Genomic DNA, 25,753 nt, shown 5'->3' with positions numbered 1-25,753 from the left:
TGTGGCTATGAACTCTATAGACGTCATGAATAAGGCAGCAGACAACATCCGTTGCCTTGCTCTCTCCATGGTGGAGAAAGCAAAGAGTGGTCACCCCGGGGGAGCTTTGGGGGGCGCCGACTTTATTAATGTGCTATTCTCGGAGTATCTCCGCTTCGACCCTGATTGCCCCGGGCGCTGGGCGCGCGACCGATTCTTCCTCGACCCCGGTCACATGTCGCCTATGCTCTATGCACAACTGGCTCTTACGGGTCGCTTTTCTCTCGAAGAGCTCGAAGCCTTCCGCCAGTGGGGAAGTGCAACTCCGGGCCACCCCGAGCGCGATGTAGAGCGTGGGGTAGAGAATACAAGCGGACCTCTAGGGCAAGGGCATACGCTTGCTGTGGGTGCTGCCATTGCAGCAAAGTTTTTGGGTCATCGCTTTGGCTCAGAAGTTATGCCCCAGCAGATCTATGCTTTTATCTCAGATGGTGGTATTCAGGAGGAGATCTCGCAGGGTGCCGGGCGCATAGCCGGTCACTTGGGTCTGGATAATCTCACGATGTTTTATGATGCCAATGATGTACAGCTCTCCACGATGGTGGATGAGGTAGACACCGAAGACGTGGCACGTAAATACGAAGCGTGGGGTTGGAAAGTGCTCACCATCAAAGGAAATGATGTGGCAGAAATCCGCAAGGCGTTGGACGAAGCGTTGGCGACAAAGGGCTGTCCTACCCTCATTATTGGTAAGACCTGCATGGCCTATAAGGCGCTAGATGCAGAGGGCCGTGAGATTGTCAATCGCATCCCTACGCACGGGCAACCCCTTAGCAAGGCCGGTGTTTCTATCGAAAAAACACTTGGAGCGATGGGCTTTGATGCAGCTAATCCTTTTGTTATCGCTCCCGAGGTAGAGGCTTTGTACCGCCAGCGTGACGAAGAGTTGCGCCAGGTTTGGAAGCAATATGACGCTACATTCTCTCAGTGGCAGAAGGCGAATGCCGAAGATGCTGCTCTGATGAAGGATTGGTTCGATGGCAAACTCCCCGTAATCGATTGGGCTGCCATTGAGCAAAAGAGCGGGGACGCAACTCGTTCGGCTTCGGCTACGGTACTCAAGGAACTTGCCGCTCGAGTGCCCAATATGATCGTCTCTTCGGCAGACCTTTCCAACTCGGATAAGACCGATGGCTTCCTCAAGGGAACGGAAGCGATGAGCCGCAACAATTATGGCGGCCGCTTCTTGCAGGCCGGGGTTGCTGAGCTTACGATGGCCGCTCTCTGCGTGGGTATGATGCTCCACGGTGGGGTAATTGCTGCTTGTGGTACATTCTTTGTTTTCTCCGATTACCAGAAGCCGGTGATTCGTTTGGCTGCTTTGATGCAGGTGCCTGTCAAGTTCGTTTGGACGCATGATGCATTCCGTGTAGGCGAAGATGGACCAACGCACGAACCCGTAGAGCAGGAGGCACAAATCCGTTTGATGGAAAAACTACACAACCACTCCGGGCAACGCTCGATGTTGGTGCTCCGTCCTGCCGATGTGCATGAGACTACGGTCGCTTGGCAGATGGCCATGGAAAACGACCAAACTCCTACGGGCTTGATCCTTTCTCGCCAGAATATCGACGACCTCCCCAACGATGGACTTACTCCCTATGCACGTGCCGTGCGCATGATGTGTGGTGGATATATCGTAAGCGATGACGAAGGGGCAGAGATGGCACTCGTTGCAACGGGTAGCGAAGTAGCTACACTCGAAGCCGCTGCTGCCATCCTCCGAGCCGAAGGGCGCAAGCTACGTGTCGTTTCTATTCCATCCGAAGGGCTCTTTATGGATCAGCCTGAGAGCTATCGCCGTGAGGTGCTCCCCGAGGGGATGCCTCGTTTTGGACTTACGGCAGGCCTGCCCATTAACCTTGAGGGCTTGGTGGGTGCAAATGGCGTAATCCACGGATTGGAAAGCTTCGGTTATTCAGCTCCTTATAAGGTTTTGGACGAAAAGCTAGGCTTTACTCCGGAGGCTGTTGCCGAGAAGATCCGCACGTTGTTGCAGAGACGATAGGGATTCTCTCCCAACGAAAATAAGTAGGGGCTCTTCCGCCATGGGGTGGGAGAGCCCTTTTTTTAGGCTGATTTCCTTCTCCCTTTCTAGGTGAAAATTTTTCCGTTCCCGGGCAGAAAATTTTTATTTTTCAGTCAGTTTCCCACTCCCTTTTTGGGTGGAATTTTTTCTTTTTCCAGCTGGGCTTTTAGGGAGAATGTGGGAGCTGAAAAAATCACGGAGCGGAACTATTAGAGGAAAGGGTATTAGGGTGAGGATTGAGGGTAAGTGAATGGAAATGAGAGGGATTTGCGCCATATCTCGGTGGTTTGCACAGAGGGGTAAAGTGCAGAAGATGTGGATTTGTGCAGAAGTTCCGTTACCAAATCGTTAGTTCATTCCTCGAATGGTAACGAGGAGGCAGGAGAAGGTAACCGACAGAAGAGTGTTCGGTAACTCATCTTTCTCGCGTTACGGTGCTTATGCTTTGTACCACAATGTTTTGCGTAGCTGAGAACGCTTCGGTAACGGGTAACTTTGCCCATAAAAACAGAAGCGTATGCAAACAGACAAAATGAAGGTTTTACTCTACCTGAAAAAGAGCGGATTGGACAAGTCGGGGCAAGCTCCGATAATGGGGCGTATAACCTACGAGCGAACCATCGCCCAATTCAGTTGTAAACTCTCGTGCGACCCCAAGTTATGGAACGCTCGTGAGAGCAGGCTAAATGGTAAGAGCCGTGAGGCGGTGGCAACGAATGGCAAGTTGGAACGCTTGCTACTCTCGGTACAATCTTCTTATCAAAACCTTTGCGACCGTGGTGTTACGTTTACAGCATCGGACATCAAGGAGCTGTTTCAAGGAAGTATGCAAACTCAAACCACATTTTTGGAACGATACGACCGAATGGTCAAGGAAATGGAGCAAAAGGTGGGTGTTGAAATAAAGGCAACTACTTTGAACGGTTACTACACTACTCGAAAGCACCTGCAAGCCTTTATTTGTGAGAAGTACCACACGACAGATATTCCATTCGGTCAGATTGAAGAAGATTTCTTAGAATGCTTGCAACATTACTCTGTCGGAAAGTTGGGACATTCGCAAGGTCATTATCGTAAGATGGCTTTGGCGGTGAAGAAAGTCTGCCAATTGGCATATCGTGAGGGCTTGACAGAGCGACAACTATTCGCTCACATAGAAATAGAACGAGGAGAGAACAAACAACCTCGTGCGTTGGACAGAGCTTCATTGGATAAGTTGCAAGCCTTGACTTTTGAACCGTATGAAATAGAGTTGGAAACAGCTCGTAATCTCTTTCTCTTTTCCTGCTTTACGGGCGTAGCCTATTGTGATATGGTTGCCCTTAATCGAGAACACCTTTTTATGGACGATGAGGGGGCGTTGTGGCTGAAGTTCCGCAGACAAAAGACCGAGAACCTTTGTCGAGTAAAACTCTTGCCTGAAGCGGTGCACTTGATAGAGCGTTATCAATCTGACGAACGTGCCACACTCTTTGCTCCCATTGCTTATTCAGCTTACCTCATTCAGCTCAAAGCCCTGCAACTTCGAGCTGGAATCTCTATTCCCCTTTCGGCACACGTCGGAAGGCATACATTTGCTACTTTGATTACTTTGGAACGAGGTGTTCCCATCGAAACGGTTAGCCGAATGTTGGGACACAGCAACATCCAAACGACCGAACGGTACGCCCACGTTACTCCCAAGAAACTCTTTGATGAGTTCGAGCGATTTCTTTCTTTCACCGAAAACCTAACCTTAATCTTGTAAGACTTATGCGTAGCACATTCAAAATTCTATTCTACATCAATAAAAATAAGACCAAAGCGGACGGTACAACGGCAATCCTTTGTCGCATCACCATTGATGGAGCAAACGCGGTGATAACCACAGGCGAAAGCATTGTTCCTCATAGTTGGAGCGTGAAGCGAGGGGAGACTGCGGACAAGAAAATCAATCAACGCCTGCAAACCTTTCGGGAAGAAATCGAACAAGGTTACAATACTTTGCTCTACAAATATGGTGCGGTGAGTGCCGAGTTGCTGAAGAACTACTTACAAGGCATCGGACGAAATCCAATGACACTTCTTGCCCTTAGTACAGAGGAACTCAAAGCCCAAAGAGAAAGCAAGAGTGAGGGAACGTGTTGCAACAATAGAAATTCTGATAAGCAGCTCAATTCCTTTGTGAGAAGTCGTGGTGAGGAGGATATTCCTCTAACGGCTATTTCCATAGAGTTTTTTGATGATTACCGCTTCTATTTGAAGAAGGAGTGCTATGCTCCTGCAACGATAAACAGGCATTTGTGCTGGTTAAGTCGGTTGATGTGTCGAGCCGTCAGTCAAGGGACAATACGCTTTAATCCTTTCGAGCAGATGAAGTATGAAGTGGTGGAGAACAAACCTCGTTTCCTAAGCAAGGGAGAAGTGGCTAAGCTCTTGACATTTCCATTACAAGATGAGGGAGCGGAACTAAGTCGAAGGATGTTTCTTTTCTCCGTCTTTACTGGATTGGCATTTGCGGACTTGAAGAGTTTGAGAGCTTCGCAAATCGAAACGAATAGCGAAGGGAAGCGGTATATCCGCAAAGCAAGACAGAAAACAGAAGTAGAGAGCCTGATACCATTGCATCCGATAGCGGAGCAGATTCTTTCACGCTACACCAAGGAGAAACACAAAGGAGACTACAAGATATTCCCTGATACAATGAGCAAAGGTAAACTATCCACACACCTCAAAACCGTGGGCTTAGCGTGTGGCATTCGCACTCCGCTAACTTGGCATGTAGCAAGGCATAGTTTCGGTACGCTGACTTTGGAGGCAGGTATTCCAATGGAGAGCATCGCCAAGATGTTGGGACATTCGTCTATTGCCAGCACTCAGATTTATGCGCAGGTAACAGACAAGAAAATTTCGGAAGATATGGACAGACTGTTTGCAAAGCAATCGGCAAAGAAAAAAGAAAATGAAGAAAGAGAGGGGGAAAATTCCAGAGATTATAACAACTAATAAAATGGAAGAACGGCATGAGGTCTAAAAAATAAACCAAAGGCTTTGAATGAGATCGGTTGCAATATTTTAGTCGTTCTCAATAGAAAAGGAAACATCTTTATAACGGAGAGAGCTTACGAAGTTCTTCGGTAAAACGAGGAATAAAATAACCTCAACCACAGACTGCAAACGACATAAAATCATCCTATTTGCATCCTGATGAATACTTACAGGGGGAGGAGGATGTCATCATAAACGGGCGATTCAAAGGTTATGGTCTGCTCTATCCACTTCCAATCATGATTGCCCTATTCTTTCATAGCAAATTGCAATTTTCCTTAAAATCACGACATTGCAAAGGGGATCACCCACGTTATTTAAACGTATTGGCTACTTCTTTTTTCTCTTGATAAATTTTGTCATATACTTAATTATAAGGACTCCAAAAATGAATCCACAAGCTATTTCAGCTGCATCTATAATATCCACAATTGAAGATGATTTCTAAAATGTATCTAATTGAGAATAAAGAAGTTACCTTGTTGGTATAACAAAACAGGTAACGATTTGGAAACGAGCGAAGTGCCATTAACCGCAGGTTTCTGCATCAACAAAGAACGCTTGTTATTCTATTTGCAAAGATAATCATTTGCTTTGAATAACAAGCGTTTTTGATAAGATTTTCACTCTTTTGCGTCATCTGTTGTTTGGAAAGATTGAAAAATGAGGAGAATGGTTATATTCCTCTTCCTCGTTTCTTCTTTTTCTTGGCTTGGTTTCTGAGTTTTCGTTGCCATACCGTCTCAGCATAATCATCGCCATGTGGCTGTGGATTGATAAGTCCACCTGCTCCCGAAATCATTTCTTCGGCTGCATTCAAGGCAGTGCTTGCTACATTTCCTACGGCTTGTGCAATAGATGAACTTTCGTTTGTTTTTGTAGGCGGTATGTATGAACGACTGGGAGGAACAAGTTGATAGCCTATATCCGGTTGAGTTTTATTCTTTACTGGCCCATGTTCTATTGTGGGAGCTTTTGTCATTGCCTGTTTCGTCTCGGTTTTATTAGGTGTCTCAAAATTCTTTTGCAAGGAGCGGTATCCGAACTCCCTGCCGATTTCGGAAGCTTTGAATGTCTGCCCACAGTAGGAAAACCTCAAACCATAGACTTTGCCCTGTTTATTCTTCATGCGCTCTATGGTAATGTTGTTCTTATTCAATTCGTAGAGAAACATGGAGTGCCCTGATATGCCACCGCCTTTATGTTTATCCAGCAAGGCATAACAGATTTGTTGTACTTCTTTCTTGGTTTGCTCTCTCGTCGGATTGGATTTTGCTTTCTGATACATCCTTTCAGCCTTTACTTCCTTTGCAATGGTCAAGCCTTTCGAGCGGCTGATTTCCTCCGCCACTCTTGCTGCCCTATTGCTCACAAAGGTGGTATCATAGACCTCTCCGTAAAGGCTGATGCGGTTGGCAATGATATGGATATGCCTGTTATCGGTGTCCTTGTGCGTTACTGCTACCCATTGGTGGTTGTCAAGTCCCATTTGTTTGGCAAACAGATGGGCTATCCGCATGAGTTCAGATACGGGTAGTTTCTTCTCATCCTGAGGTGCTATACCGATTTCAATGCGGAAGACAAAAAATTACCTGTCGAGCAAAAACGACCCTCTCCCATGGGACGCAAAGTCGGATCCTAGGGGAGAGGGGTTAGAAGTTCTAGGGATTCTGGAGGAGACGCTTGTAAGCCGCCTTAGGGGGCTACTCGGGTAGCGTCTTTATGTAGTCTTGGGTAAGGCGGATATAGTCTTCTACGTCGAGCCGCTCAGCCCGTAGCGTGAAAATGGGGTCGGAGAAGTCGTACCCCTCGGGGAAAAGCGTCCGCAGCGAGTTACGGAGCGTCTTCCTACGTTGAGAGAAAGCTGCCTTTACCACCTTCTTAAATAGCTCTTCGTCCACGGGTAGTTCCTTCCTATCGTTACGTATCAATCGGAGCACCCCGCCCTTGACCTTTGGAGGGGGATCGAAGTCGAGTTCGCTTACTGTGAAGAGGTATTCGCAGTGGTACCAGCAACGAAGAAGCACCGACAAGATACCATAATCGCGCCCTCCGGGAGGGGCTGTAAGCCGCTCTGCCACCTCTTTTTGGAGCATCCCTGCACAGCATGGTACGCGGTCTCTCAGCTCCAATAGACGGAAGAAAATTTGGGATGATATGTTGTAGGGATAGTTGCCAATCAGTACAAATGGAGTTTGAGGTTGCCCCGGTATCAATTCGTCGGCAGGGAGTTTGAGTACATCCCCTTCGGTTAGGTGCTCTCCTTGGGCGAACCACGAAAAATTATGCTGTAGGTATTCGACCGACTCGGTGTCAATCTCAAGCGCATAGACCTTCAACCCCAGGTCCAGAAGTTCCTTTGTGAGCATGCCCATGCCCGGCCCTATCTCTAGGATAGGGATATCACGCCACGAGAGTACACTCTCGGCAATGGCACGAGCCACCGATGGGTTGGTTAGAAAGTGCTGCCCCAGGGCCTTTTTGGCACGAACTTTACTCATAGTACTGCGAAAAAAGAGTATATTTGTAGTGTTAGCAACTACGAAGGTAGCGTTTTTCTGCCGTAGAAGGTGGGCAAAGCGCTCCAACCTGATGAATAAAAGTACTACAAGAGTGGATCACCCCCTAGCTCAAGCCTCCGAGAGCGTTGCCTCCGATCTCTCCTCCCAGCACGGCAAAAAGCGTTGGGTGCGCTTGGTTGTTTCCCTCTCTCTAGGGATTGCCTTGATGGTGGTTGTGTACCGGAATTTCGACTTTGGTGAACTTCTGGCGGTGTTGCGTTCCAACTCCATTAGTTGGGGAATTATCCTCCTATCCATCTTGGTGGAGGTCCTGGGGAATGTGATCCGAGGGGCACGCTGGAGGTTGCTCGTGCACCCATTTAGCACCCCGGCGCCTCGTGTGAGGAATACAATCCTTTCGGTACTTGGGAGTTATGCGGTTAATCTCATTTTCCCTCGAGCCGGGGATGTTTGGCGTTGTGCCGCCCTATCTCGCTACGAATCCCTCTCGATGGCAAAACTTGTCGGCTCTCTGCTGATGGATCGCCTTATGGATATGCTCGTGCTGGGGCTTATTGTCTTAATGGCCATTGGAGTATTCTCCGATTTCTTAGGGGGCTATTTTGTTGAGCATCCCGACCTCTCTCTCAAGGTGTCGCACCTCGCCTCCTCCCCCTGGTTCTATCTGACTTTGTTGGCACTGGGCGTATTGGGGTACCTCTTTTGGCGTCTCTCCAAAAAAAGCCGATGGGGCGCAAAGGTGCGTAAGGTGCTACGAGAGATGTGGGAAGGACTGCTTTCCATCCGATTTATGCCGCATCGAGGGCTCTTCATTCTCTATACCATCGGCATTTGGGGATGCTATTTCCTGGGTTTCTATCTCACCTTCTTTGCTTTCCCCTTTACTCAAGACTTAGGGATCAATGTAGGGCTACTTGCCTTTGTAATGGGCTGCTTGGGGGTGGCTGCACCCGTACAATCGGGTATCGGAGCCTGGCATTTCATGGTTATCACGACCCTTACGGCTGTGGGCGTTGAGCGCAGTGATGCCGGTTCATTTGCCCTCGTTGTACATACCTCACAAACATTAGGTAACGCCCTTATTGGGCTAATCGCAATTTTAGTTATACCTTTACTCAATAGAAATTATAGTAGAACTCAATAGTAAGAATACATAATATAGAAACGATTATGGCAAGAGACATTCTAACGCTTAAACCTGAAGCTGTCTGGAGATACTTTTATGATCTTACACAGATACCCCGCCCCACCGGTCAGATGGATGAGGTAACTCGTTACGTGTTCGAAGCAGGCAAAAAACTCGGGTTGGAGACCTTACAAGATGAGGTTGGCAACGTGCTTATCCGTAAACCTGCCACTCCCGGTATGGAAAAGAAGCCTATTATTACCCTACAAGGGCACGTAGATATGGTTCCTCAGAAGAATAGTGATGTACAACACGACTTCGCCAAAGATCCTATTGATGCCTACATAGATGGGGAGTGGGTGACGGCTAGAGGTACAACGCTTGGTGCCGACAACGGTATTGGGGTTGCTCTTGCTCTCGCTATCCTAGAGGACAATAGCCTAAAGCATGGCCCACTAGAAGCCCTCTTTACCATCAACGAAGAGGTAGGGATGGATGGGGCAAATGGCCTCAAATCCGGCTTCTGTAAGGGGGATATTCTCCTTAATATTGACTCCGAAGTAGAGGGTAATCTCTACATTGGTTGCGCCGGGGGGATTGACGTAAACGTAAGCCTCGAATACAAAGATCAGGAGACAACAAGTCAAGAAGATCAGGCTGTGCGCCTTACCCTCTCGGGGCTCAAGGGCGGTCACTCCGGAGTGGATATTCATATCGGTCGTGCCAATGCCAATAAGCTGATGGCTCGCTTCCTCAAGTGCGCTGTAGAAGAGTTTGGTGTGCGTGTGGCCTCTCTAGAGGGCGGTTCTATGCGTAATGCCATCCCTCGCGAAGCCTTTGCGGTGCTTACCATCGCGCCCGAAGATGCCGAAGAATTCTGCAAGTATGTTGCTGAGTTCGAAGCTCTCTTTACCAAAGAATTTGATGGAATTGAAGATAAGATTTCGCTCAAGGTCGAGAAGTGCGATATGCCTACCAATATTCTTCCCGAGGATATTCAAGACAATCTTATCAACGCACTCGAGGCTTGCCAGAATGGCCCCATCTCGATGCTTCAGAGCTTCCCGGATACGGTAGAGTCTTCTACCAACCTAGCCATTGTGCGCGCAGGTGATGGACTTGTGGAGGTGAAATTCTTGGTGCGTAGCTCGTCGGATAGCCGCAAGATGTGGGTGGCATCGAGCATCGAAAGTGCCTTCCTACTCATGGGGGCTAAGGTGGAGTTTGACGCTCCTTACACGGGGTGGCAACCCAATGCCAAGTCGCATATCATGGAAGTAATGAGCAAGGTGTATGAGGAAATCTACCACGAGAAGCCCGATGTTAAGGTAATGCACGCAGGGCTAGAGTGCGGTATTATCCAGGGAGTTATGCCCGATATGGATATGATCTCCTTTGGTCCCGAGATCCGTCACCCGCATTCACCCGACGAAAAAGTACATATCGACTCTGTAGCTCGTACCTACGAGGTCATTGTCAGAACTCTAGAACTTGTATAACCCCACAATCCTTTATAATAAATGAAAACAGCATTTGTATTCCCCGGTCAGGGGGCGCAATTCGTTGGTATGGGTCTCCCTCTTTATGAGGGTAACGCCGAAGCCAAGCGTTTATTCGATGAAGCCAATAAGATTTTAGGTTTCGATATTACAGAAATCATGTTCCGAGGTACGGACGAAGAGCTCAAGCAAACCAAGGTAACACAACCTGCGGTTTTCTTGCACTCGGTGCTCATGGCACGTGCTTTGGGAGCAGACTTCCAACCCGATATGGTGGCAGGTCACTCGCTGGGAGAGTTCTCGGCGCTTGTGGCTGCAGAGGCACTCTCGTTTGAAGATGGGCTTACCCTAGTTTCTAAGCGAGCTATGGCCATGCAAAAAGCCTGCGAAAAGACTCCTTCTACTATGGCTGCAATCCTTGGTCTACCCGATGAAAAAGTAGAAGAGGTATGCCAGAGCATCACGGACGAAGTAGTGGTAGCTGCTAACTTTAACTGCCCTGGTCAGATCGTAATTTCCGGCTCAATGCCCGGTATCGAGCGTGCTTGTGAATTGCTCAAGGCCGCAGGGGCTAAACGAGCACTCCCCCTCAAAGTGGGAGGCGCATTCCACTCTCCACTGATGGAACCTGCTCGCGAAGAGCTGGCTCAAGCTATCGAAGCAACCACCTTTGCAGCACCCAAAGCTCCGGTATACCAAAACGTGGTAGCCAAGGCTGTTTGCGACGCTGCAGAGATTAAGAGCAACCTTGTAAAGCAACTTACCTCGCCCGTGCGTTGGACAGCTTCTGTGCAACAAATGGTAGCCGATGGGGCAGAACGCTTTGTAGAATTAGGCCCCGGTAGCGTATTGCAAGGGCTTATCAAGAAGATTGCTCCCAGTGTAGTTACCGAAGGAAGAGACCAATAAAGAGGGAGGAGTGTATGAATAACGAACATGTTCGCTGTCTTATATTAGGCTCCGGTCCTGCCGGATATACGGCAGCCATATACGCCTCTCGTGCTAATCTCAATCCCGTGCTTTATGCAGGGCTTCAGCCCGGAGGTCAGCTGACCACCACCACGGAAGTAGAAAACTTCCCAGGCTATCCCGAGGGGATCACGGGGCCCGAGATGATGGAGCAACTCAAGCAACAAGCTCTACGCTTTGGCACCGATATGCGTATGGGGGTGGCTACCTCGGTAGATCTTTCTGAGAAGCCTTATAAGGTGACAATAGACGATGCGACCACCCTTACTTGCGATACGCTTGTGATTGCCACAGGGGCTTCTGCTAAGTACCTCGGCCTGGCCGACGAAAAGAAGTACGCCGGTATGGGAGTCTCTGCCTGCGCTACATGCGACGGATTTTTCTATCGCAATAGGTCTGTAGCTGTAGTCGGAGGTGGAGATACTGCTTGCGAAGAAGCTATCTACCTTGCAGGGCTGGCTAAGCAGGTCTATTTGATTGTGCGCAAACCCTATCTCCGAGCATCGCAGGTGATGCAAGACCGCGTTCTCAATAACCCAAAGATTACGGTACTCTTTGAACATAATACCCTAGGGCTATTTGGCGAAGACGGTGTAGAAGGAGCGCACCTCGTTAAACGCAAAGGCGAAGCAGACGAAGAATTAGTGGACATTGCTATTGATGGATTTTTCTTGGCCATCGGGCACAAACCCAATACGGACTTCTTAGCAGGGCAACTTGCCCTTGACGATGCCGGCTATATAGCTACAATCAATGGCTCTCCATTGACCAGTGTGGCCGGGGTATTTGCCGCAGGCGATGTGGCAGATCCTCGCTATCGCCAAGCTATTACCTCCGCAGGATCGGGTTGCAAAGCAGCTCTAGAGGCTGAGAAATATTTGATAGATAATAATCTGTAACAACCTAAAAGGGAGTTCCTTCACTCTGCGAGTTCTACTCAAGGTGGAGGGCTTCCCCCTAACAAAGAACAGAATATAAACTCTAATTATTAAACTAGTAAACGCCATGGAAAAAAAACAAATTATCATTGCTAGTATCCTTGGGATTGCTTTTGTTCTAGGGCTCTCTTTTGCAGCTTATCAGATCTCTCGCATCCGTAAGGTGCCTAGTGAAATCTCGGTTACGGGTATTGCCGAGCGTAACTTTAAGTCCGATCTCATCGTGTGGACAGCTACCTACTCTGTACAAGACAACAGCTCCTCTGAGGGGTATCAGGACCTACAACGGATCGGGAAAGAGGTACGGAATTTTATCAAGAAGAATGATATCCCAGACTCTTCCTACCTGTTTAGTGGGATCTCAATCTCTAAAATGTATGACCAGGTAACCGATGGCAATAACTACTATCGCCAGGTCTTCTCGGGATATAACCTCTCTCAGACGGTGACCATTACCTCACAAGACATTGACCGAGTAGAGGCTTTGTCTCGTAATATCACGGAGCTCATCAACCAAGGTATAGAGATTACTTCGGGAGATCCGAGCTACTACTATACCCATCTCAACGACCTCAAGTTGGAAATGCTCAAGGAATCTTCGGAAGATGCACTTGCTCGTGCAGAGGTTATTGCCGAGGGGAGCAATTGCAAAGTGGGGAAACTGAAACGTTCGCAGATGGGCGTCTTCCAGATTGTAGGGCAATACAGTGACGAAGACTACAGTTGGGGCGGATCTTTCAACACCTCAAGCAAGTACAAAACGGCCTCTATTACAGTTAAGAATACCTATAAAATTCGCTGATGCGGACGAAGACTCTAACCGCCCTCTTGCTGTGGGCAGGTATTTCTCTAGCTAGTGCCCTGGGGCTTTCTGCACAATCTCTGCAGGAAGCCCGTGCACTGCGGGAGATGGGAGATTGGGCAAAAGCCGACAGTGCCTACCGAGTACTTGCGGAGCAATCACCCCTCAATACAGCACTCAAAGAGGAATATGCCTCCCTGCTTTTGGAGGTAGGAAAGTACCAAGAGTCCCTAGATCTGTTGCTATCGCACTCGAATAAGAAATCGCGGGTCTCTACTTCGCTTTTGGCTCAAGCCTATTATGCCAACTATCTCTTTGAGGAGACGCTTACCACTCTTGGCCGTCTTTCGCCTAAAGCGGAGACGCCCGAGGTAGCCACTCTAAGGCAACAAGCCCAACGTGCTCGGCAGATGCTCGACAAGAGTGAGAGACTAGAGATTGTAGATAGCATGCAGATGTCGCTTGATGCGCTCCCCGTCCTCCCAAAGCAATACTTCTCTACGGAATGGGGACGGTTACGCTCCGCTTCGGATTTTAGAAGTGAAGTGGGAGAGCTCAATGCAGAGGGATGGGTTTACGAGACAGCTCTTGGTCTAGAGTCTTTTTACGCACGAAAGTTGGAACACAGAGGTGATTCTGATATTTTTTCTGCCTTAAAATTGCAGGGCCGTATGGCCGAAGAGAATGCTCTCGAGGCCCTCAATACCCCCAATGACGAGGGCTATCCTATCCTACGTCAGGATGGCATAACGCTCATATTCGCACGCAAAAGCAGCGAAGGCATTGGGGGGTACGACCTCTATCTCTCACGGCGCGACCCGGAGACGGGCAACTACCAAACACCTTCTCTCTTGGGGATGCCCTTCAACTCTCCCCAGGACGATCTTTTTCTCATTTACGACGATTTGCGAGGGGTAGGAGTGCTCGCATCCACTCGCTTTTGCCCTCCGGGGAAAGTGAACCTCTATACATTCCGTATAAACGAAGAGCACACTCTCCTCCCTTTCAATACTCTCCAAGAGAAGCGACCGGCCGCCTCCCTCAACCCTTGGAGAGCAACAGCACAAAATCAATAGCTACACTTATTTTATCCTCATTAGGTTATGGAAAAACGTATTATCCCCTCTTCGGAGCTTATTGTCAATCAAGACGGTTCGATATTTCACCTTCATCTCAAACCCGAGCAGCTTGCCGATAAAATTATCCTTTGCGGAGACCCCGATCGGGTAGGCATGATTGCCAACTATTTTGATAGCCAAGAGTGCGATGTACAAAACCGTGAGTTTCGTACCATAACCGGCTCTTACAAGGGTAAGCGTATTACGGTACAAAGCCATGGTATTGGGGGTGATAATATTGAGATTGTAGCGAGCGAATTGGATGCTCTTGCCAACTTTGACCTTGAGAAGCGTTGCGTGCGCGATGAGTTCCGTCAGCTCACAATGGTACGCATTGGTACCTCAGGAGGGCTTCAACCCGAGAGCCCAATTGGTTCGTATGTAGCGAGTGAAAAGGCCATTGGTTTTGATGGCGTTATTTACTTCTATGGTGAGACAGAAAGAGTGCGAGACCTAGCCTACGAAAAGGCTTTGACCCAACAGCTCGATTGGAAGATAGAGGGGCTTAAACCCTATGTTGTATCGGCCGATGCCGAGCTACTAGAGCGCATTGTAGGGAATGATGGGCGCATTATCAAGGGGAGTACCATTGCTTGTAATGGATTCTATGCCCCTCAGGGACGCAAGCTCCGTCTCCCATTGGCAGACGAAAATCTGAACAAAAAAATAGAAGACTTCCGCTACGAGGGATATAAAATCACCAACTTTGAGATGGAAAGTTCGGCTCTCAGTGGCATTGCTTCCCTCCTAGGGCATAAGGCTATGACGGTATGTTGCATTATTGCCGGGCGGCAAAATCTCAACATGAATACCGACTATAAAGGGAGCATCGAAGACCTTATTCGAATCGTGCTCGAGCGCATCTAAGCTCTGTACAGGGGCATCTCCCCGAGACTTAACGGCTATCCCTCTTTTGACAGATAGGAGGGGTAGCCTTTCTTTTTAGAGAGGGCTTCTCTTTCCTCTAAATGAGGGGAGAACATTTTTCGAGGAGGGGGTCTCTTTCTCCTCTCCGAATGGAGTTCGCTTTTCTCCGCAATGTCGGGTAGGAATCCTGAACGTATGCCAAGAAATATAGCTAGATTAGCCAAGAGATATTGTACCTTTGTAGAAGTATGGATATAGATGTACAACAAGTAAAGCAACGCCTAGGAATTATAGGTAACGCCCCAAAATTGCTCCAAGCCATCCGCACAGCCGTGCAGGTTGCTCCTACGGATGCGACTGTCCTCATCACGGGGGAGAGTGGTGTAGGTAAGGAGTTCTTTCCCAAAATCGTGCATCAGTACTCCATCCGTAAGCACAAGAATTATATTGCGATTAACTGCGGAGCTATTCCGGAGGGAACGATCGACTCGGAGCTTTTTGGGCATCGAAAGGGTTCTTTTACGGGAGCGTTGTCCGATCGTAAGGGCTACTTTGAAGAAGCCAACGAGGGAACGATCTTTTTGGATGAGGTCGGGGAGTTGCCTTTGGCTACTCAGGCTCGTTTGCTACGTGTGCTAGAGAATGGAGAATTTATCCCGGTGGGGGCAAGTCAACCCATCAAGACGAACGTCCGCATTGTGGCTGCCACGAATGTAAATATGGCAGAAGCCATACGTAACGGCCGCTTTAGAGAGGACCTTTACTATCGCCTAAATACAGTCCCCATCCTAGTGCCACCTCTACGGGAGCGGGGGGACGACATCGCACTTTTGTTCCGCCGATTTGCTTCGGACTACGCCTCTATGTATCAGGTGCCGCCCTTAGAGCTATCCGCAGATGCCAAGCATATTCTTATCACGTACCGCTGGCCGGGGAATATCCGCGAGTTGCGCAATATTACCGAGCGCATGAGTATCCTTGAGCAAAATCGACTTGTGGAGCCGGAGGTGCTACGCAATTATCTCTCGGAAGAGGGTCTGCAAGATCTCCATCCCGTAGTGTCCGGTGTACAGCAGAGTGTGGATCAGCAAACGTTTGCCAATGAGCGAGAGATACTCTATCAAGTACTTTTTGATCTCCGTCGAGACTTCAACGAGCTCAAACAGACGGTAAACGAGATGAAAGGCGCGCCCCTAGCGGAGACGAATCGAACTATACAAATGGTGGAGCACACCGAGGCTTGCTCTCCCAGGCACGAGGATACTTCGCATACATTGCTCCCCAAATATACGGCACATAGCCAAGAGCATGCTATTGATTACGATGAGGTAGTAGAGCCCGAAGAGGCAGAAGAATCCATTTCTCCCTCCGAGAGCCCTATTAAGGGGATTATTACAATAGAAGAGGCAGAGCGGCAACTTATTACACAAGCACTTGGGTTGCAAAAGGCTTCCTACACGAGGCAACAGATTGCCGACATGCTGGGAATCTCGGCTCGTACCCTCTCTCGCAAGATAAAAGAATATGGTTTGGAATAGTCTCATCAGCCGGCATACAAGGAAATTATTGGGGTTGCTCTCTTTGCTACTCACCCTCACCTCTTGTAAGATCTCTTATAAGTTTACGGGTACATCTATCGACTACGAACAGACCAAAACGGTCTCCATTACGGAGTTTATAAACCAAGCTCCCCTGGTATATCCGCCCCTTAGTCAGTCCTTTACAGAGGCATTGCGCGAACTTTTCCGCCGCCAAACCCACCTAGAGGAGGTGCCCCAATCCGGAGACTTTAGCATAGAGGGGTCGATTGTTGGATACGACCTCACTCCGGTAGCTGTGCAGGAGGATGCCTTTGCGTCCATGACTCGGTTTACGATGACTGTCTCGGTACACTTTGAGAATAATGCGAATCCAAAGAAAAATTTCGACCGCACCTTCTCGGCTTATACCGAGTTTGATAGCAGTAGTCTCTTCTCGCAAGTACAGGATGATTTGGTGCGACAGCTTACCGAAGACATCACCAAGCAAATCTTTAATGCCACGGCAGAAGATTGGTAATTCTCACCCATTCCTCCGGACTTGATACATGACAGCACAAGAGCTACGAGCCTATCTCAATGCACCCAATACCCTGAATAAGGAGACCCTACCCGAGCTTAAACAGCTAGTAGAGGCCTATCCTTATGCGCAGACTTTCATCTTTTTGTATCTATACAATCTGGCTCTTCTTGAGGATCTTCGTTACTTCTCCGAACTGAAAAAGTGGGCAATTTCCCTTCCCTCTCGTAGCCGATTGTACGCACTTGTGGAGAAGCGATATATCCCCCAGAGCTCCGTAGTGTCAGACTCTGATAAGGGTGATTTTTCGTCCATCGATCGCTTCCTAGAAGAGATTGGTTCCTCTCACTCCGGAGATCCTCTCGCCTCGCTAGGCGAAGGCGTTGGAGGCGGTGGTGACTATTTCGATGCCTTAGAGCGAGGAATTATAGCCCCCACTTCTGAGAATTATGAGGAGCGAGAGACGCTCGTTCCCAAGTCTCAAGCCTCTTCCGTACCCTCTCAAGAGGACGTGGAAGAGGAGAATAGAGGTCCTCTTTTTACAGAAACGCTCGCCAAAATCTACATTCAACAGCAGCGTTATGATCGCGCTCTTGATATTCTGCGGGCAATAATGACCAAAAATCCAGAAAAAAACGCTTACTTTGCAGATCAGATTAGGTTCTTAGGGCGCCTACAAGAAATAAGTAATAGAGAATAGTATATAATAAAACACGTAAGTACAATGTTTGTTTTCCTATCCATCCTCATCCTCTTAGCAGCTGTTTTGCTTATACTCGTAGTAGTTATCCAAAACTCAAAGGGAGGGGGTCTCGCCTCCGGATTTGCCTCAAGCAATCAGATTATGGGGGTTCGTAAGACGACCGATTTTCTAGAAAAAGCTACTTGGTGGTTGGCTGGAGCTATCGCCATCCTGAGCATCGTTTCTACTCATTTCCTCCATACAAGTCTCAAGGAAGATCAGGGGATCAATAAAGTTATAGAGCAGAAGGTAGAAGAAACACCTGAGCAGCAGCTCCCCAACTTGGGCGGTGAAATGCCAGCTACTCCTACTCCCGACGCTCCTCAGCAGTAATCCACTTTTTTTGTAGAGTGGAGGAGTAGTCTTTCCTTTTTCACCTATACTCTCTAGGGGTGTAGGCTGATTTGTATTCATAAAGCACCTGGTTTTCATTTTCTTTTAGGGTAATTTCCCCAAGAAAATAGGCTGGGTGTCTTTCTTTTTCTCCCTAGAATTTCTTTTCCGAATTAGGCTGAACGAAAATCGGGGATAGGCAAGGTAAAAGAGGGGGGTATCTCTATTTTTATGAGGTTTTCTTGTAGAAAAAGTATTGGTACATCTAACAAAATCACTACCTTTGTCGCCGGAAATGAAAGCTTCCTTAGCTCAGTTGGTTAGAGCATCTGACTGTTAATCAGGGGGTCCTTGGTTCAAGCCCAAGAGGGAGCGCATCTGATTTCAATAAAAAAGCCCTTCGTATTGGAGGGCTTTTTTGTTGTCTTCTGCTTAGAGGATGGCTGTTGTTTGCTTTCCTACAGGGTGTTTTTCTTTTCCCTCCTTGTCTTATATGACAAAAAGAAACCCCCTATTCTCATGCGAGAATAGGGGGCGTTGTTTGCTTCGATAGCCTAGAGATTAGGCTTCGGCTTCTTGTTGTTTGTTACGGTAATCAGCAAGCTCTTCTACAGCAAAGTTGCGAACAAAGCGTTCGATCTTGTCCTGCTCGGCAAGAGCAAAGCGATGATATACGCGAGCACTTTTGCCAAAGAGTTCGGGTTCGTCGTTGGCTGCAAGGAGCAACAAATGCCCAAAGAGAGCGTGCGAAGTCATCTCCACGAGGCGGCGAGCTTGGAAGTCGAGAAGCTCTTGATTCTTCTGCTCAACAACAAATTGAGTTAGCTGGTGTGCACGTTCGTTCATCGCAGCTAGGCTCTCCTTCATGGCTTTCCATTCGGGTTTAACCTCGGTTGTTTGGTACTCGTGCATACGCTCGTAGTACGTTCCGGTTGTGACGTGGCGGATGGCTGCCACTACCTGCAACTGGGTTGTACCTTCGTAGATATTGGTAATGCGGACGTCTCTATAGAGGCGCTCACAAGTATAGTCTTTCATATACCCACTACCGCCATGGATCTGTACGCAATCATATACATTCTGATTGGCGAACTCGGTGCTAAGCCCCTTACCGATAGGAGTAAAGGCATCGGCTAGACGGGTGTAGTATTTGAGTTCCTTGCGTTCTTCGGGGGTGAGTTTACGCTCTCTCTGGATGTCTTCTAGCGTCTTGTACATATCTACAAAGCGACAAGTTTCGTAGAGATGAGCACGAGAAGCATCCGTTTTTGCTCTCATAATAGAGAGCATCTCATACACAGCAGGGAAATTATCAATGGTCTGACCAAATTGCTTACGCTCAATAGCATAGGCATAAGCCTCCTGATAAGCGGCTTCGCTAAGGCCTACAGCTTGCGACATGATACCCAAGCGAGCACCATTCATCAGAGCCATAATGTATTTGATAAGACCTAGGCGGCGTTCACCACAAAGCTCTGCTTTGGCATTAGAGAAGACCAATTCGCAGGTAGGAACGCCCTTGATACCCATTTTGTGCTCAATGCGGCGCACGGTTACACCCGGGTTGTTTTTGGAGTCGAAGATGAACATCGAAAGCCCACGACCATCGCGTGTACCCTCTTCGCTACGGGCGAGCACGAGGTGGATGTGAGAGTCCCCATTGGTAATAAAACGCTTTACACCGTTGAGGTACCATGCACCATCTTGTTCGTTGTATGTCGCCTTGAGCATTACAGCCTGAAGGTCACTACCGGCATCGGGTTCGGTAAGGTCCATAGACATCGTTTCCCCAGCCGAGATGCGGGGGAGGAAGCGCTCCCGTTGGTCTTCGCTACCAAATTCGTATAGGGTGGTGGCGCAGTCTTGCAAACCCCATAGGTTCTCAAACCCGGCATCACTACGCGAAACAATGTCCGCTGCCATGATGTAAGGAGTGATGGGGAAGTTGAGACCATCGTAACGACGGGGGAGTGCAATACCCATAAGGCCTGCCTGACGCACGGCATCGAGATTAGCCTGTGTGTAGGGGTCGTAGATAGCTCTACCCTCTACGAGAGAGGGACCTGTTTGATCCACGTTTTGGGCATTGGGGGCAATTACATCCCCGCAAAGCTCACCTACGATATGGAGCACCTGCTCATAGCTATCGAGGGCATCTTCGTAGTTTTGGGGAGCGTAATCATATTTATCTTTATCCGCAAAGTCACGCTCACGAAGAGCCACAATGCGCTGCATCAACGGGTGGTGCAGGTGGTATTTTAGTTGGGGGGTATCTGTATAGAAATTAGCCATAATCTTAGATGTTTAGCGTGGTGCTTATTTACTATTCTTTCTGTAAGCTGCGATCATTTTAGGGATCACGTCTTCTACTCTCCCCGTGATTACGTAGTCCGCAATGCTGTTGATGGGAGCTTCGGGATCGTTGTTAATCGAGATAATGAGCGAGCTTTCTTGCATCCCAGCCACATGTTGGATCTGACCACTGATACCGCAGGCAATGTAGAGTTTGGGGCGCACGGTAACACCTGTCTGACCAATTTGGCGGTCGTGATCGGCGAATCCGGCATCCACGGCAGCTCTAGAAGCTCCCACTTCGGCACCCAATACTTCGGCAAGTTGGAAGAGGAGTCCAAAGCCTTCTTTGCTGCCCATACCATAACCACCGGCTACGATGATGGGGCTACCTCCCAAGTTTACTTTGCTTTCTTCGATGTGACGCTCTAGGATAGAAACCACAAAGTCGGTATCCGATACGTAGTCTGCTACGTTGTGTTGGATCACTTCACCCTTGTAAGCGGCATCGAAAATCTCTTTTTTCATCACTCCGGGGCGTACCGTTGCCATCTGAGGACGACAATCGGGGTTGACGATGGTGGCAACGATGTTACCGCCAAAAGCCGGACGGATTTGGTAGAGAAGTTCGGGATAATGTTGCTTGGTTTTGGCGTCGGTGTACTCACCAATCTCTAGCGAGGTACAGTCCGCCGTAAGCCCACTGTGCAGAGCCGACGAAACGAGGGGACCTAAGTCGCGTCCCAGCGTGGTGGCTCCGAGTAGTGCTATTTGGGGCTTTTCTTCATCGAATAGCTTGGTTACGATAGCTCCGTAGGGCTTCGTTGTATAGTACTGTAGGTTGGGAGACTCAAATGTATGCAGGCGATCTACTCCATAAGGGAACACCTGCTCGGCAATCCCTTTGATGCAGTTAGAGATAGCCACGGCCTCTAGTTGGCAACCAAGGCGAGTGGCAAGAGCACGCCCCTTGGTAAGGAGTTCTAAGCTCACTTCTTGTACGATGCCATTTTCTATTTCGAGATAAACAAATAGGTTGTTCATAGTTATCAATACGTCTTTCGGTGCGTGAATTATCCTATGGTGTGATTGGCAATAAGTTCCACAATGAGGGAAGAAATGCCTTCGTCATTGGCTTCGTAGTGACGAGCTTCCTTAGCTTGGAATACTACGTTTTCTATGGTCTTTACCTTTGTGGGAGAGCCAAGAAGCCCGCATTGCTCGAGTTCGGCCTTTACGTCAGCAGCTGTTAGTTCTGTGATCTGTAGGTAGGGACGAGCCTCGAATAGAGAGCGTTGCATTTCGCTAGCCTCCCCAAGTTCGTTGGGCACCATAGCATACTTATACTTTTGTAGCGCCTTGGCATTGCGAGGACGGCATGGAGCCGAGCTTCCGTTTACCGTGATAAGGAGGGGAAGAGAGGCCTTTACACGTTCTACTCCGTGCTCCAAGCGACGGCGAACGATCACCTCTTTTGCGTTTATTTCTTCTAGTTCTTCGGCATACGTTACGGTGGGAAGACCGAGCTTATGAGCCACCTGAGGACCTACTTGAGCGGTATCGCCGTCAATAGCTTGGCGACCCGATAGAATGAGGTCGGGCATCCCTATATGGCGGATTGCCATAGAAAGGGCATAACTTGTGGCAAGTGTATCTGCTCCGGCAAAGGCACGGTCGGTAAGGAGATAACCACGATCTGCACCACGATAGAGAGCTTCTCGGATTACATCGGCAGCACGGAACGGCCCCATCGTAAGCACCGATATGGTTGTATCGGGATACTGGTCTTTGATACGGAGTGCCTGTTCCAGGGCGTTAAGGTCTTCGGGATTGAAGATGGCAGGCAGGGCACCGCGGTTGACAGTTCCGTCTTCGCGCATGGCATCTTTGCCTACGTTGCGAGTGTCTGGCACCTGCTTAGCAAGGACTATAATGTTCATTGGCTACAAGTATATTGGTTTTATATTTATTTCTAATTAGCGATTGAGTACTTTATTCTTAGCTATGACGGCATTGTAAGGCTTGATGTAATCGGGTACCCAGTAGGCTACATCGGCCGTTCTCCCTTGGTCTAGAGCCTGCCATGCGGGTAGTCTCAGGGAAGAGGCTAGCGCCTCGGAGGGCGTGATCCGGAAGCGGGAGTCAGTTAGCACCTCAGCACATTTTGCAGCTCCGTTTCCTATTAGACAAATAGGGGTGTCAAGGGGTACATCCGTATAGCTCTCGGATTGGATAATTTCTGCATGGGGCGCAACGAGTTGGCTCCCCTCGGGCGAATAGGTGGCTGTGTAGACCTCCATGCGTCCGGCATCAATCATCGGCACAATAAGGGCTCCTTGGGGAATCAATCCCTGCTCAATAGCCCCCCAGGCCAATGATTCGAGTGTAGAAACTGCGATTAGAGGCTTACCGGATGCGAAGCAATAGCCCTTGGCAAACGAAGCTCCTATGCGCAGCCCCGTATAACTCCCAGGACCTCCACTTACGGCTACGGCCACAATCGAATAGCCTTTTTCGCCGGCTTCTGATTTGAGTTCATCGGCAAAGCGAGCGATAAGGGCTGCGTGTTCGTTCCCTTTTCGGTCAATGCGCTCGGCAATAACCCCCTCTCTGGAGAGAAGGGCTAGCGAACAAACGTTGGTAGAGGTATCTATGGCAAGAATTGCCTCTAGTTGAGAAGTCGTGGGTTGATGGGCAGAGGTCATGGTGCCAGTCGGTCTATTTTCCAACCATCCCCAGCCTCGTTCGGGGTATATAAGAACCTATCGTGCAAACGGCTTTCTCGGCCTTGCCAAAACTCGATGCGCTCCGGCTTTACAGCGAATCCTCCCCAATTATCGGGGCGAGGAACACTGCGGCCGACATATTTTAGGCTCTCGGCAGCAAACGCTACCATGATATATTCTCTATTGGGTATGGGGCGGCTCTGAGGAGATACTCGGGCTCCCACTCGACTTTTGTAGGGGCGTTGTGCAAAATAAGCGTCGCTCTCCTCGGCAGAGAGGTGGCGTACAGTGCCTTCGATATGGATCTGTCTCTCCATCTCGTGCCATAGGAATGTAAGTGCCACATGGGGATTCGCGCTCATCTGCTTACCCTTACGGCTCTCGTAGTTGCTGTAAAAAACAAACTCATCGTTGAGCACCTCTTTGAGTAGTACTGTGCGCATACTCGGATGCCCATCGGGTGTACTTGTTGCCACAATTACGGCTGTGGGCTCTAGTGCGTTGCCCTCCACAGCTTCGCGCAACCACTGATTGACCTTGTCAAAAGGGTTGGCCGGCATATCTTTGCGCGTGAGACTGAGCTTACTATACTCGCGCCGGTAGCTCTCAAAATGCTGATCCATTCTCTATCTTTTCTACTACAACTGCACTCTATTCTTCTGAGTGTGCAACATTCAGTACTACAAAGCTACTCTTTTTTTCGATATCTTTGACCCCTACTAGTGATGAGAATTAATTAGAACTCTCGATTATGATGGATACAATCAAGCAAATATACCGTATTGGCAATGGCCCAAGTAGTAGTCACACGATGGGTCCTAAGCGTGCTGCAACCCTCTTTCTCAAGCAAATAGAGGGGCTTGCAGTCTCTTCGTTTGAAGTTACCTTGTATGGTAGTTTGGCGGCTACGGGCAAGGGGCACATGACCGATCAGGCGATACTGTCTGTACTCAATCCGACACATCCTACAGAGATCATTTGGGAGCCTTCTGTGGAACTAAAGTTTCACCCCAACGGCATATTGTTCCGAGCTCTTGATGGAGAGGGGAAAGAGATAAAGCGATTTATGGTCTATAGTATTGGGGGTGGTGTGCTTGCCAATGAGGACTTTAACGAGCAGGTAACCAATGAGGTTTATAAGCTCTCGCACATCACAGAGATGATGCCCATCTTACAGAAGTATGGAATGTCTTACTGGGAGTATGTAGAGCATTGCGAGGGGAAAGAGATTTGGGATTACCTAGCCGAGGTATGGAAGGTGATGAAGCAGTCGATACACGATGGCTTGGAGGCTGAGGGCGTATTGCCCGGCGGTTTGGGGCTAAGACGGAAGGCGGCGGAATATATGGTGCGCTCCCTGAGCTATTCGGAGAGCGTGCGCTCTCGTGGTAAGGTATATGCCTATGCTCTTGCCGTGAGTGAGCAAAACGCCTCCGGAGGGCTTGTCGTTACGGCACCCACATGTGGCTCCTGTGGGGTAATGCCGGCTGTACTCTATCACTTGCAAGATACCCGCAACTTTACGGATAAGCGAATATTGCGAGCCTTGGCTACGGCGGGGCTCTTTGGAAACGTTGTGCGTACGAATGCCTCTATCAGCGGAGCAGAGGTAGGATGCCAAGGCGAAGTAGGCGTTGCTTGCTCGATGGCGGCTGCCGCTGCTAGTCAGCTCTTTGGTGGTACGTTGGCTCAGATTGAATATGCGGCCGAGATGGGCTTGGAGCATCATTTGGGCTTGACTTGTGACCCCGTTTGCGGATTGGTGCAAATCCCTTGCATTGAGCGTAATGCCTTTGCCGCCAGTCGTGCTCTCGATGCCAATACCTATGCCAACTTTACGGACGGTAGGCACCGAGTAAGTTTCGACCGCGTAGTAGCGACCATGCACCAGACAGGCAAAGATCTCCCGAGCCTATATAAAGAAACTTCTACAGGAGGACTTGCGACGAACTCGGAGCTAGACGGAGAAACTCAAACCGACGAAGCCAAATTCTCAGAGTTGGATGGGCCACACACTTCTCCCTGCTAAGTAGGATCAGTACAGATAGCGAGAGGTGTATAAAGCCTCTCTTTATATAACACCCCCTCTGCTCTCTAGGCTTTGCCTGGTTGGAGTAGAGGGGGCTTAGTTTTAGGGGAGTAGGATATTACTCTTTGGTCTCGTACAAGACGGAGAGTTACACTGCTTCCCTTTTTAGATCGGCTTCTTACCGCATTACTTATCGGCTTGTTTCTTGAGAAGATCTTTGATTTCGCCAAGAAGTTTCACTTCGTCGCTGGGTTCGGCTGGGGCTACCGGTTCTTCGGGCTTAGCCTTGCGTAGCTTGTTCATCCCCTTAATGAGCATAAAGATCACGAAGGCGATGATGATGAAGTCGAGCACAGCTTGCAAGAAAGTTCCCACAGTCATAGCGACCTCCGGCCTAGTGATTTCTCCCCCTTCTATCACAGCTTCGCGGAGTACCCACTTGAGATCCTCGATATTGCTGCCACTCGTCAGTAGGGTAATGGGAGGCATGATGATGTCTGCCACAAGGGAGGAGACAATCTTGCCAAAGGCACCACCGATGATGATACCTATTGCCATATCCATTACGTTGCCCTTCATGGCAAACTCTTTGAATTCCGAGATTAGTTTTGACATACCTATACTCTTTTTTTTTGTT

General features: G+C 48.9%; 23 protein-coding genes and 1 tRNA gene. 16 read left to right on the top strand and 8 right to left on the bottom strand.

Annotated features, from left to right (window positions below; translation table 11 throughout):
* Positions 1–7 precede the first annotated feature (7 nt).
* From Q0090_RS04930 to Q0090_RS04920, 3 genes are all read left to right on the top strand, one after another.
* Positions 8–2,047: a transketolase gene (locus Q0090_RS04930; RefSeq protein ID WP_297948092.1), complete on the top strand. Its 2,040-nt coding sequence runs from the start codon at positions 8–10 to the stop codon at positions 2,045–2,047.
* A gap of 538 nt (positions 2,048–2,585) precedes the next feature.
* On the top strand, positions 2,586–3,815 hold the full coding sequence (locus tag Q0090_RS04925) for a site-specific integrase (RefSeq protein WP_297948089.1): 1,230 nt from the start codon (positions 2,586–2,588) through the stop codon (positions 3,813–3,815).
* A gap of 5 nt (positions 3,816–3,820) precedes the next feature.
* Positions 3,821–5,053, top strand: coding sequence for a site-specific integrase (locus Q0090_RS04920; protein ID WP_130829605.1), 1,233 nt, complete (start codon positions 3,821–3,823; stop codon positions 5,051–5,053).
* 718 nt (positions 5,054–5,771) lie between these two features.
* Here the strand turns inward: Q0090_RS04920 and Q0090_RS04915 are convergent.
* Together Q0090_RS04915 and rsmA are read right to left on the bottom strand one after the other, a co-directional pair.
* Positions 5,772–6,668: a relaxase/mobilization nuclease domain-containing protein gene (locus Q0090_RS04915; RefSeq protein WP_297948780.1), complete on the bottom strand. Its 897-nt coding sequence runs from the start codon at positions 6,666–6,668 to the stop codon at positions 5,772–5,774.
* Positions 6,669–6,798: 130 nt separating this feature from the next.
* A complete protein-coding gene (gene rsmA, locus Q0090_RS04910) occupies positions 6,799–7,596 on the bottom strand; it encodes a 16S rRNA (adenine(1518)-N(6)/adenine(1519)-N(6))-dimethyltransferase RsmA (protein WP_297948084.1) in 798 nt (265 codons plus the stop codon).
* A gap of 91 nt (positions 7,597–7,687) precedes the next feature.
* On the opposite strand from rsmA, the gene Q0090_RS04905 reads away from it, so the two are divergent.
* From Q0090_RS04905 to Q0090_RS04850, 12 genes are all read left to right on the top strand, one after another.
* Positions 7,688–8,761 carry a lysylphosphatidylglycerol synthase transmembrane domain-containing protein gene (locus Q0090_RS04905; RefSeq protein ID WP_297948081.1) on the top strand — a complete coding sequence of 358 codons (1,074 nt, stop codon included), beginning with the start codon at positions 7,688–7,690 and terminating at the stop codon, positions 8,759–8,761.
* Positions 8,762–8,787: 26 nt separating this feature from the next.
* On the top strand, positions 8,788–10,242 hold the full coding sequence (locus Q0090_RS04900; protein WP_297948078.1) for an aminoacyl-histidine dipeptidase: 1,455 nt from the start codon (positions 8,788–8,790) through the stop codon (positions 10,240–10,242).
* Positions 10,243–10,263: 21 nt separating this feature from the next.
* Entirely contained in the window at positions 10,264–11,151 is an 888-nt protein-coding gene (gene fabD / locus Q0090_RS04895; RefSeq protein ID WP_004332253.1) for an ACP S-malonyltransferase, read from the top strand.
* A gap of 14 nt (positions 11,152–11,165) precedes the next feature.
* Positions 11,166–12,110 carry a thioredoxin-disulfide reductase gene (trxB, locus tag Q0090_RS04890; protein ID WP_297948030.1) on the top strand — a complete coding sequence of 315 codons (945 nt, stop codon included), beginning with the start codon at positions 11,166–11,168 and terminating at the stop codon, positions 12,108–12,110.
* A 106-nt stretch (positions 12,111–12,216) separates the two neighbouring features.
* Entirely contained in the window at positions 12,217–12,951 is a 735-nt protein-coding gene (locus Q0090_RS04885; RefSeq protein ID WP_297948028.1) for an SIMPL domain-containing protein, read from the top strand.
* Positions 12,951–14,027, top strand: coding sequence for a hypothetical protein (locus tag Q0090_RS04880; protein ID WP_297948026.1), 1,077 nt, complete (start codon positions 12,951–12,953; stop codon positions 14,025–14,027). Before Q0090_RS04885 ends, Q0090_RS04880 begins: the two co-directional genes overlap by 1 nt.
* A 27-nt stretch (positions 14,028–14,054) precedes the next feature.
* Entirely contained in the window at positions 14,055–14,936 is an 882-nt protein-coding gene (locus Q0090_RS04875; protein WP_297948024.1) for a nucleoside phosphorylase, read from the top strand.
* A gap of 248 nt (positions 14,937–15,184) precedes the next feature.
* Positions 15,185–16,474, top strand: a complete 1,290-nt coding sequence (locus Q0090_RS04870) for a sigma-54 dependent transcriptional regulator (protein WP_297948021.1) — start codon at positions 15,185–15,187, stop codon at positions 16,472–16,474.
* Positions 16,461–16,994: an LptE family protein gene (locus Q0090_RS04865; protein ID WP_297948018.1), complete on the top strand. Its 534-nt coding sequence runs from the start codon at positions 16,461–16,463 to the stop codon at positions 16,992–16,994. The genes Q0090_RS04870 and Q0090_RS04865 overlap by 14 nt, the downstream gene beginning before the upstream one ends.
* 28 nt (positions 16,995–17,022) lie before the next feature.
* Complete coding sequence (locus Q0090_RS04860; RefSeq protein ID WP_297948015.1) at positions 17,023–17,694, top strand: hypothetical protein; 672 nt, start codon at positions 17,023–17,025, stop codon at positions 17,692–17,694.
* A 24-nt stretch (positions 17,695–17,718) separates the two neighbouring features.
* Positions 17,719–18,069 carry a preprotein translocase subunit SecG gene (gene secG / locus Q0090_RS04855; protein ID WP_297948013.1) on the top strand — a complete coding sequence of 117 codons (351 nt, stop codon included), beginning with the start codon at positions 17,719–17,721 and terminating at the stop codon, positions 18,067–18,069.
* A gap of 301 nt (positions 18,070–18,370) precedes the next feature.
* Positions 18,371–18,444 (top strand) — tRNA-Asn (locus Q0090_RS04850).
* Positions 18,445–18,630: 186 nt separating this feature from the next.
* On the opposite strand, the gene Q0090_RS04845 is transcribed toward Q0090_RS04850, so the two are convergent.
* The 5 genes from Q0090_RS04845 to pdxH are packed head-to-tail and all read right to left on the bottom strand — an operon-like array spanning position 18,631 to position 23,710.
* Positions 18,631–20,361, bottom strand: a complete 1,731-nt coding sequence (locus tag Q0090_RS04845; protein WP_297948010.1) for an acyl-CoA dehydrogenase family protein — start codon at positions 20,359–20,361, stop codon at positions 18,631–18,633.
* 24 nt (positions 20,362–20,385) lie between these two features.
* Entirely contained in the window at positions 20,386–21,405 is a 1,020-nt protein-coding gene (locus Q0090_RS04840) for an electron transfer flavoprotein subunit alpha/FixB family protein (RefSeq protein ID WP_004332166.1), read from the bottom strand.
* A 29-nt stretch (positions 21,406–21,434) separates the two neighbouring features.
* The gene (locus Q0090_RS04835) at positions 21,435–22,301 is read right to left on the bottom strand and encodes an electron transfer flavoprotein subunit beta/FixA family protein (RefSeq protein ID WP_297948006.1); all 867 of its coding nucleotides are present in this window, start codon (positions 22,299–22,301) and stop codon (positions 21,435–21,437) included.
* A gap of 36 nt (positions 22,302–22,337) precedes the next feature.
* Positions 22,338–23,066, bottom strand: coding sequence for a tRNA (adenosine(37)-N6)-threonylcarbamoyltransferase complex dimerization subunit type 1 TsaB (gene tsaB, locus Q0090_RS04830; RefSeq protein ID WP_297948003.1), 729 nt, complete (start codon positions 23,064–23,066; stop codon positions 22,338–22,340).
* Positions 23,063–23,710, bottom strand: a complete 648-nt coding sequence (pdxH, locus tag Q0090_RS04825) for a pyridoxamine 5'-phosphate oxidase (RefSeq protein ID WP_297947999.1) — start codon at positions 23,708–23,710, stop codon at positions 23,063–23,065. Before pdxH ends, tsaB begins: the two co-directional genes overlap by 4 nt.
* Before the next feature lie 131 nt (positions 23,711–23,841).
* Between pdxH and Q0090_RS04820 the strand changes: the two genes are divergently transcribed.
* Positions 23,842–25,116: an L-serine ammonia-lyase gene (locus Q0090_RS04820; RefSeq protein WP_297948778.1), complete on the top strand. Its 1,275-nt coding sequence runs from the start codon at positions 23,842–23,844 to the stop codon at positions 25,114–25,116.
* A 186-nt stretch (positions 25,117–25,302) separates the two neighbouring features.
* Here Q0090_RS04820 and mscL read toward each other — a convergent pair whose 3' ends face one another.
* Positions 25,303–25,731 carry a large-conductance mechanosensitive channel protein MscL gene (gene mscL / locus Q0090_RS04815; RefSeq protein ID WP_297947995.1) on the bottom strand — a complete coding sequence of 143 codons (429 nt, stop codon included), beginning with the start codon at positions 25,729–25,731 and terminating at the stop codon, positions 25,303–25,305.
* Positions 25,732–25,753: the final 22 nt, after the last annotated feature.

Origin of the sequence: uncultured Porphyromonas sp. (assembly GCF_938023125.1) — a bacterium.
Lineage (GTDB): Bacteria > Bacteroidota > Bacteroidia > Bacteroidales > Porphyromonadaceae > Porphyromonas.
This window is presented reverse-complemented; position numbering and strand designations above follow the sequence as displayed.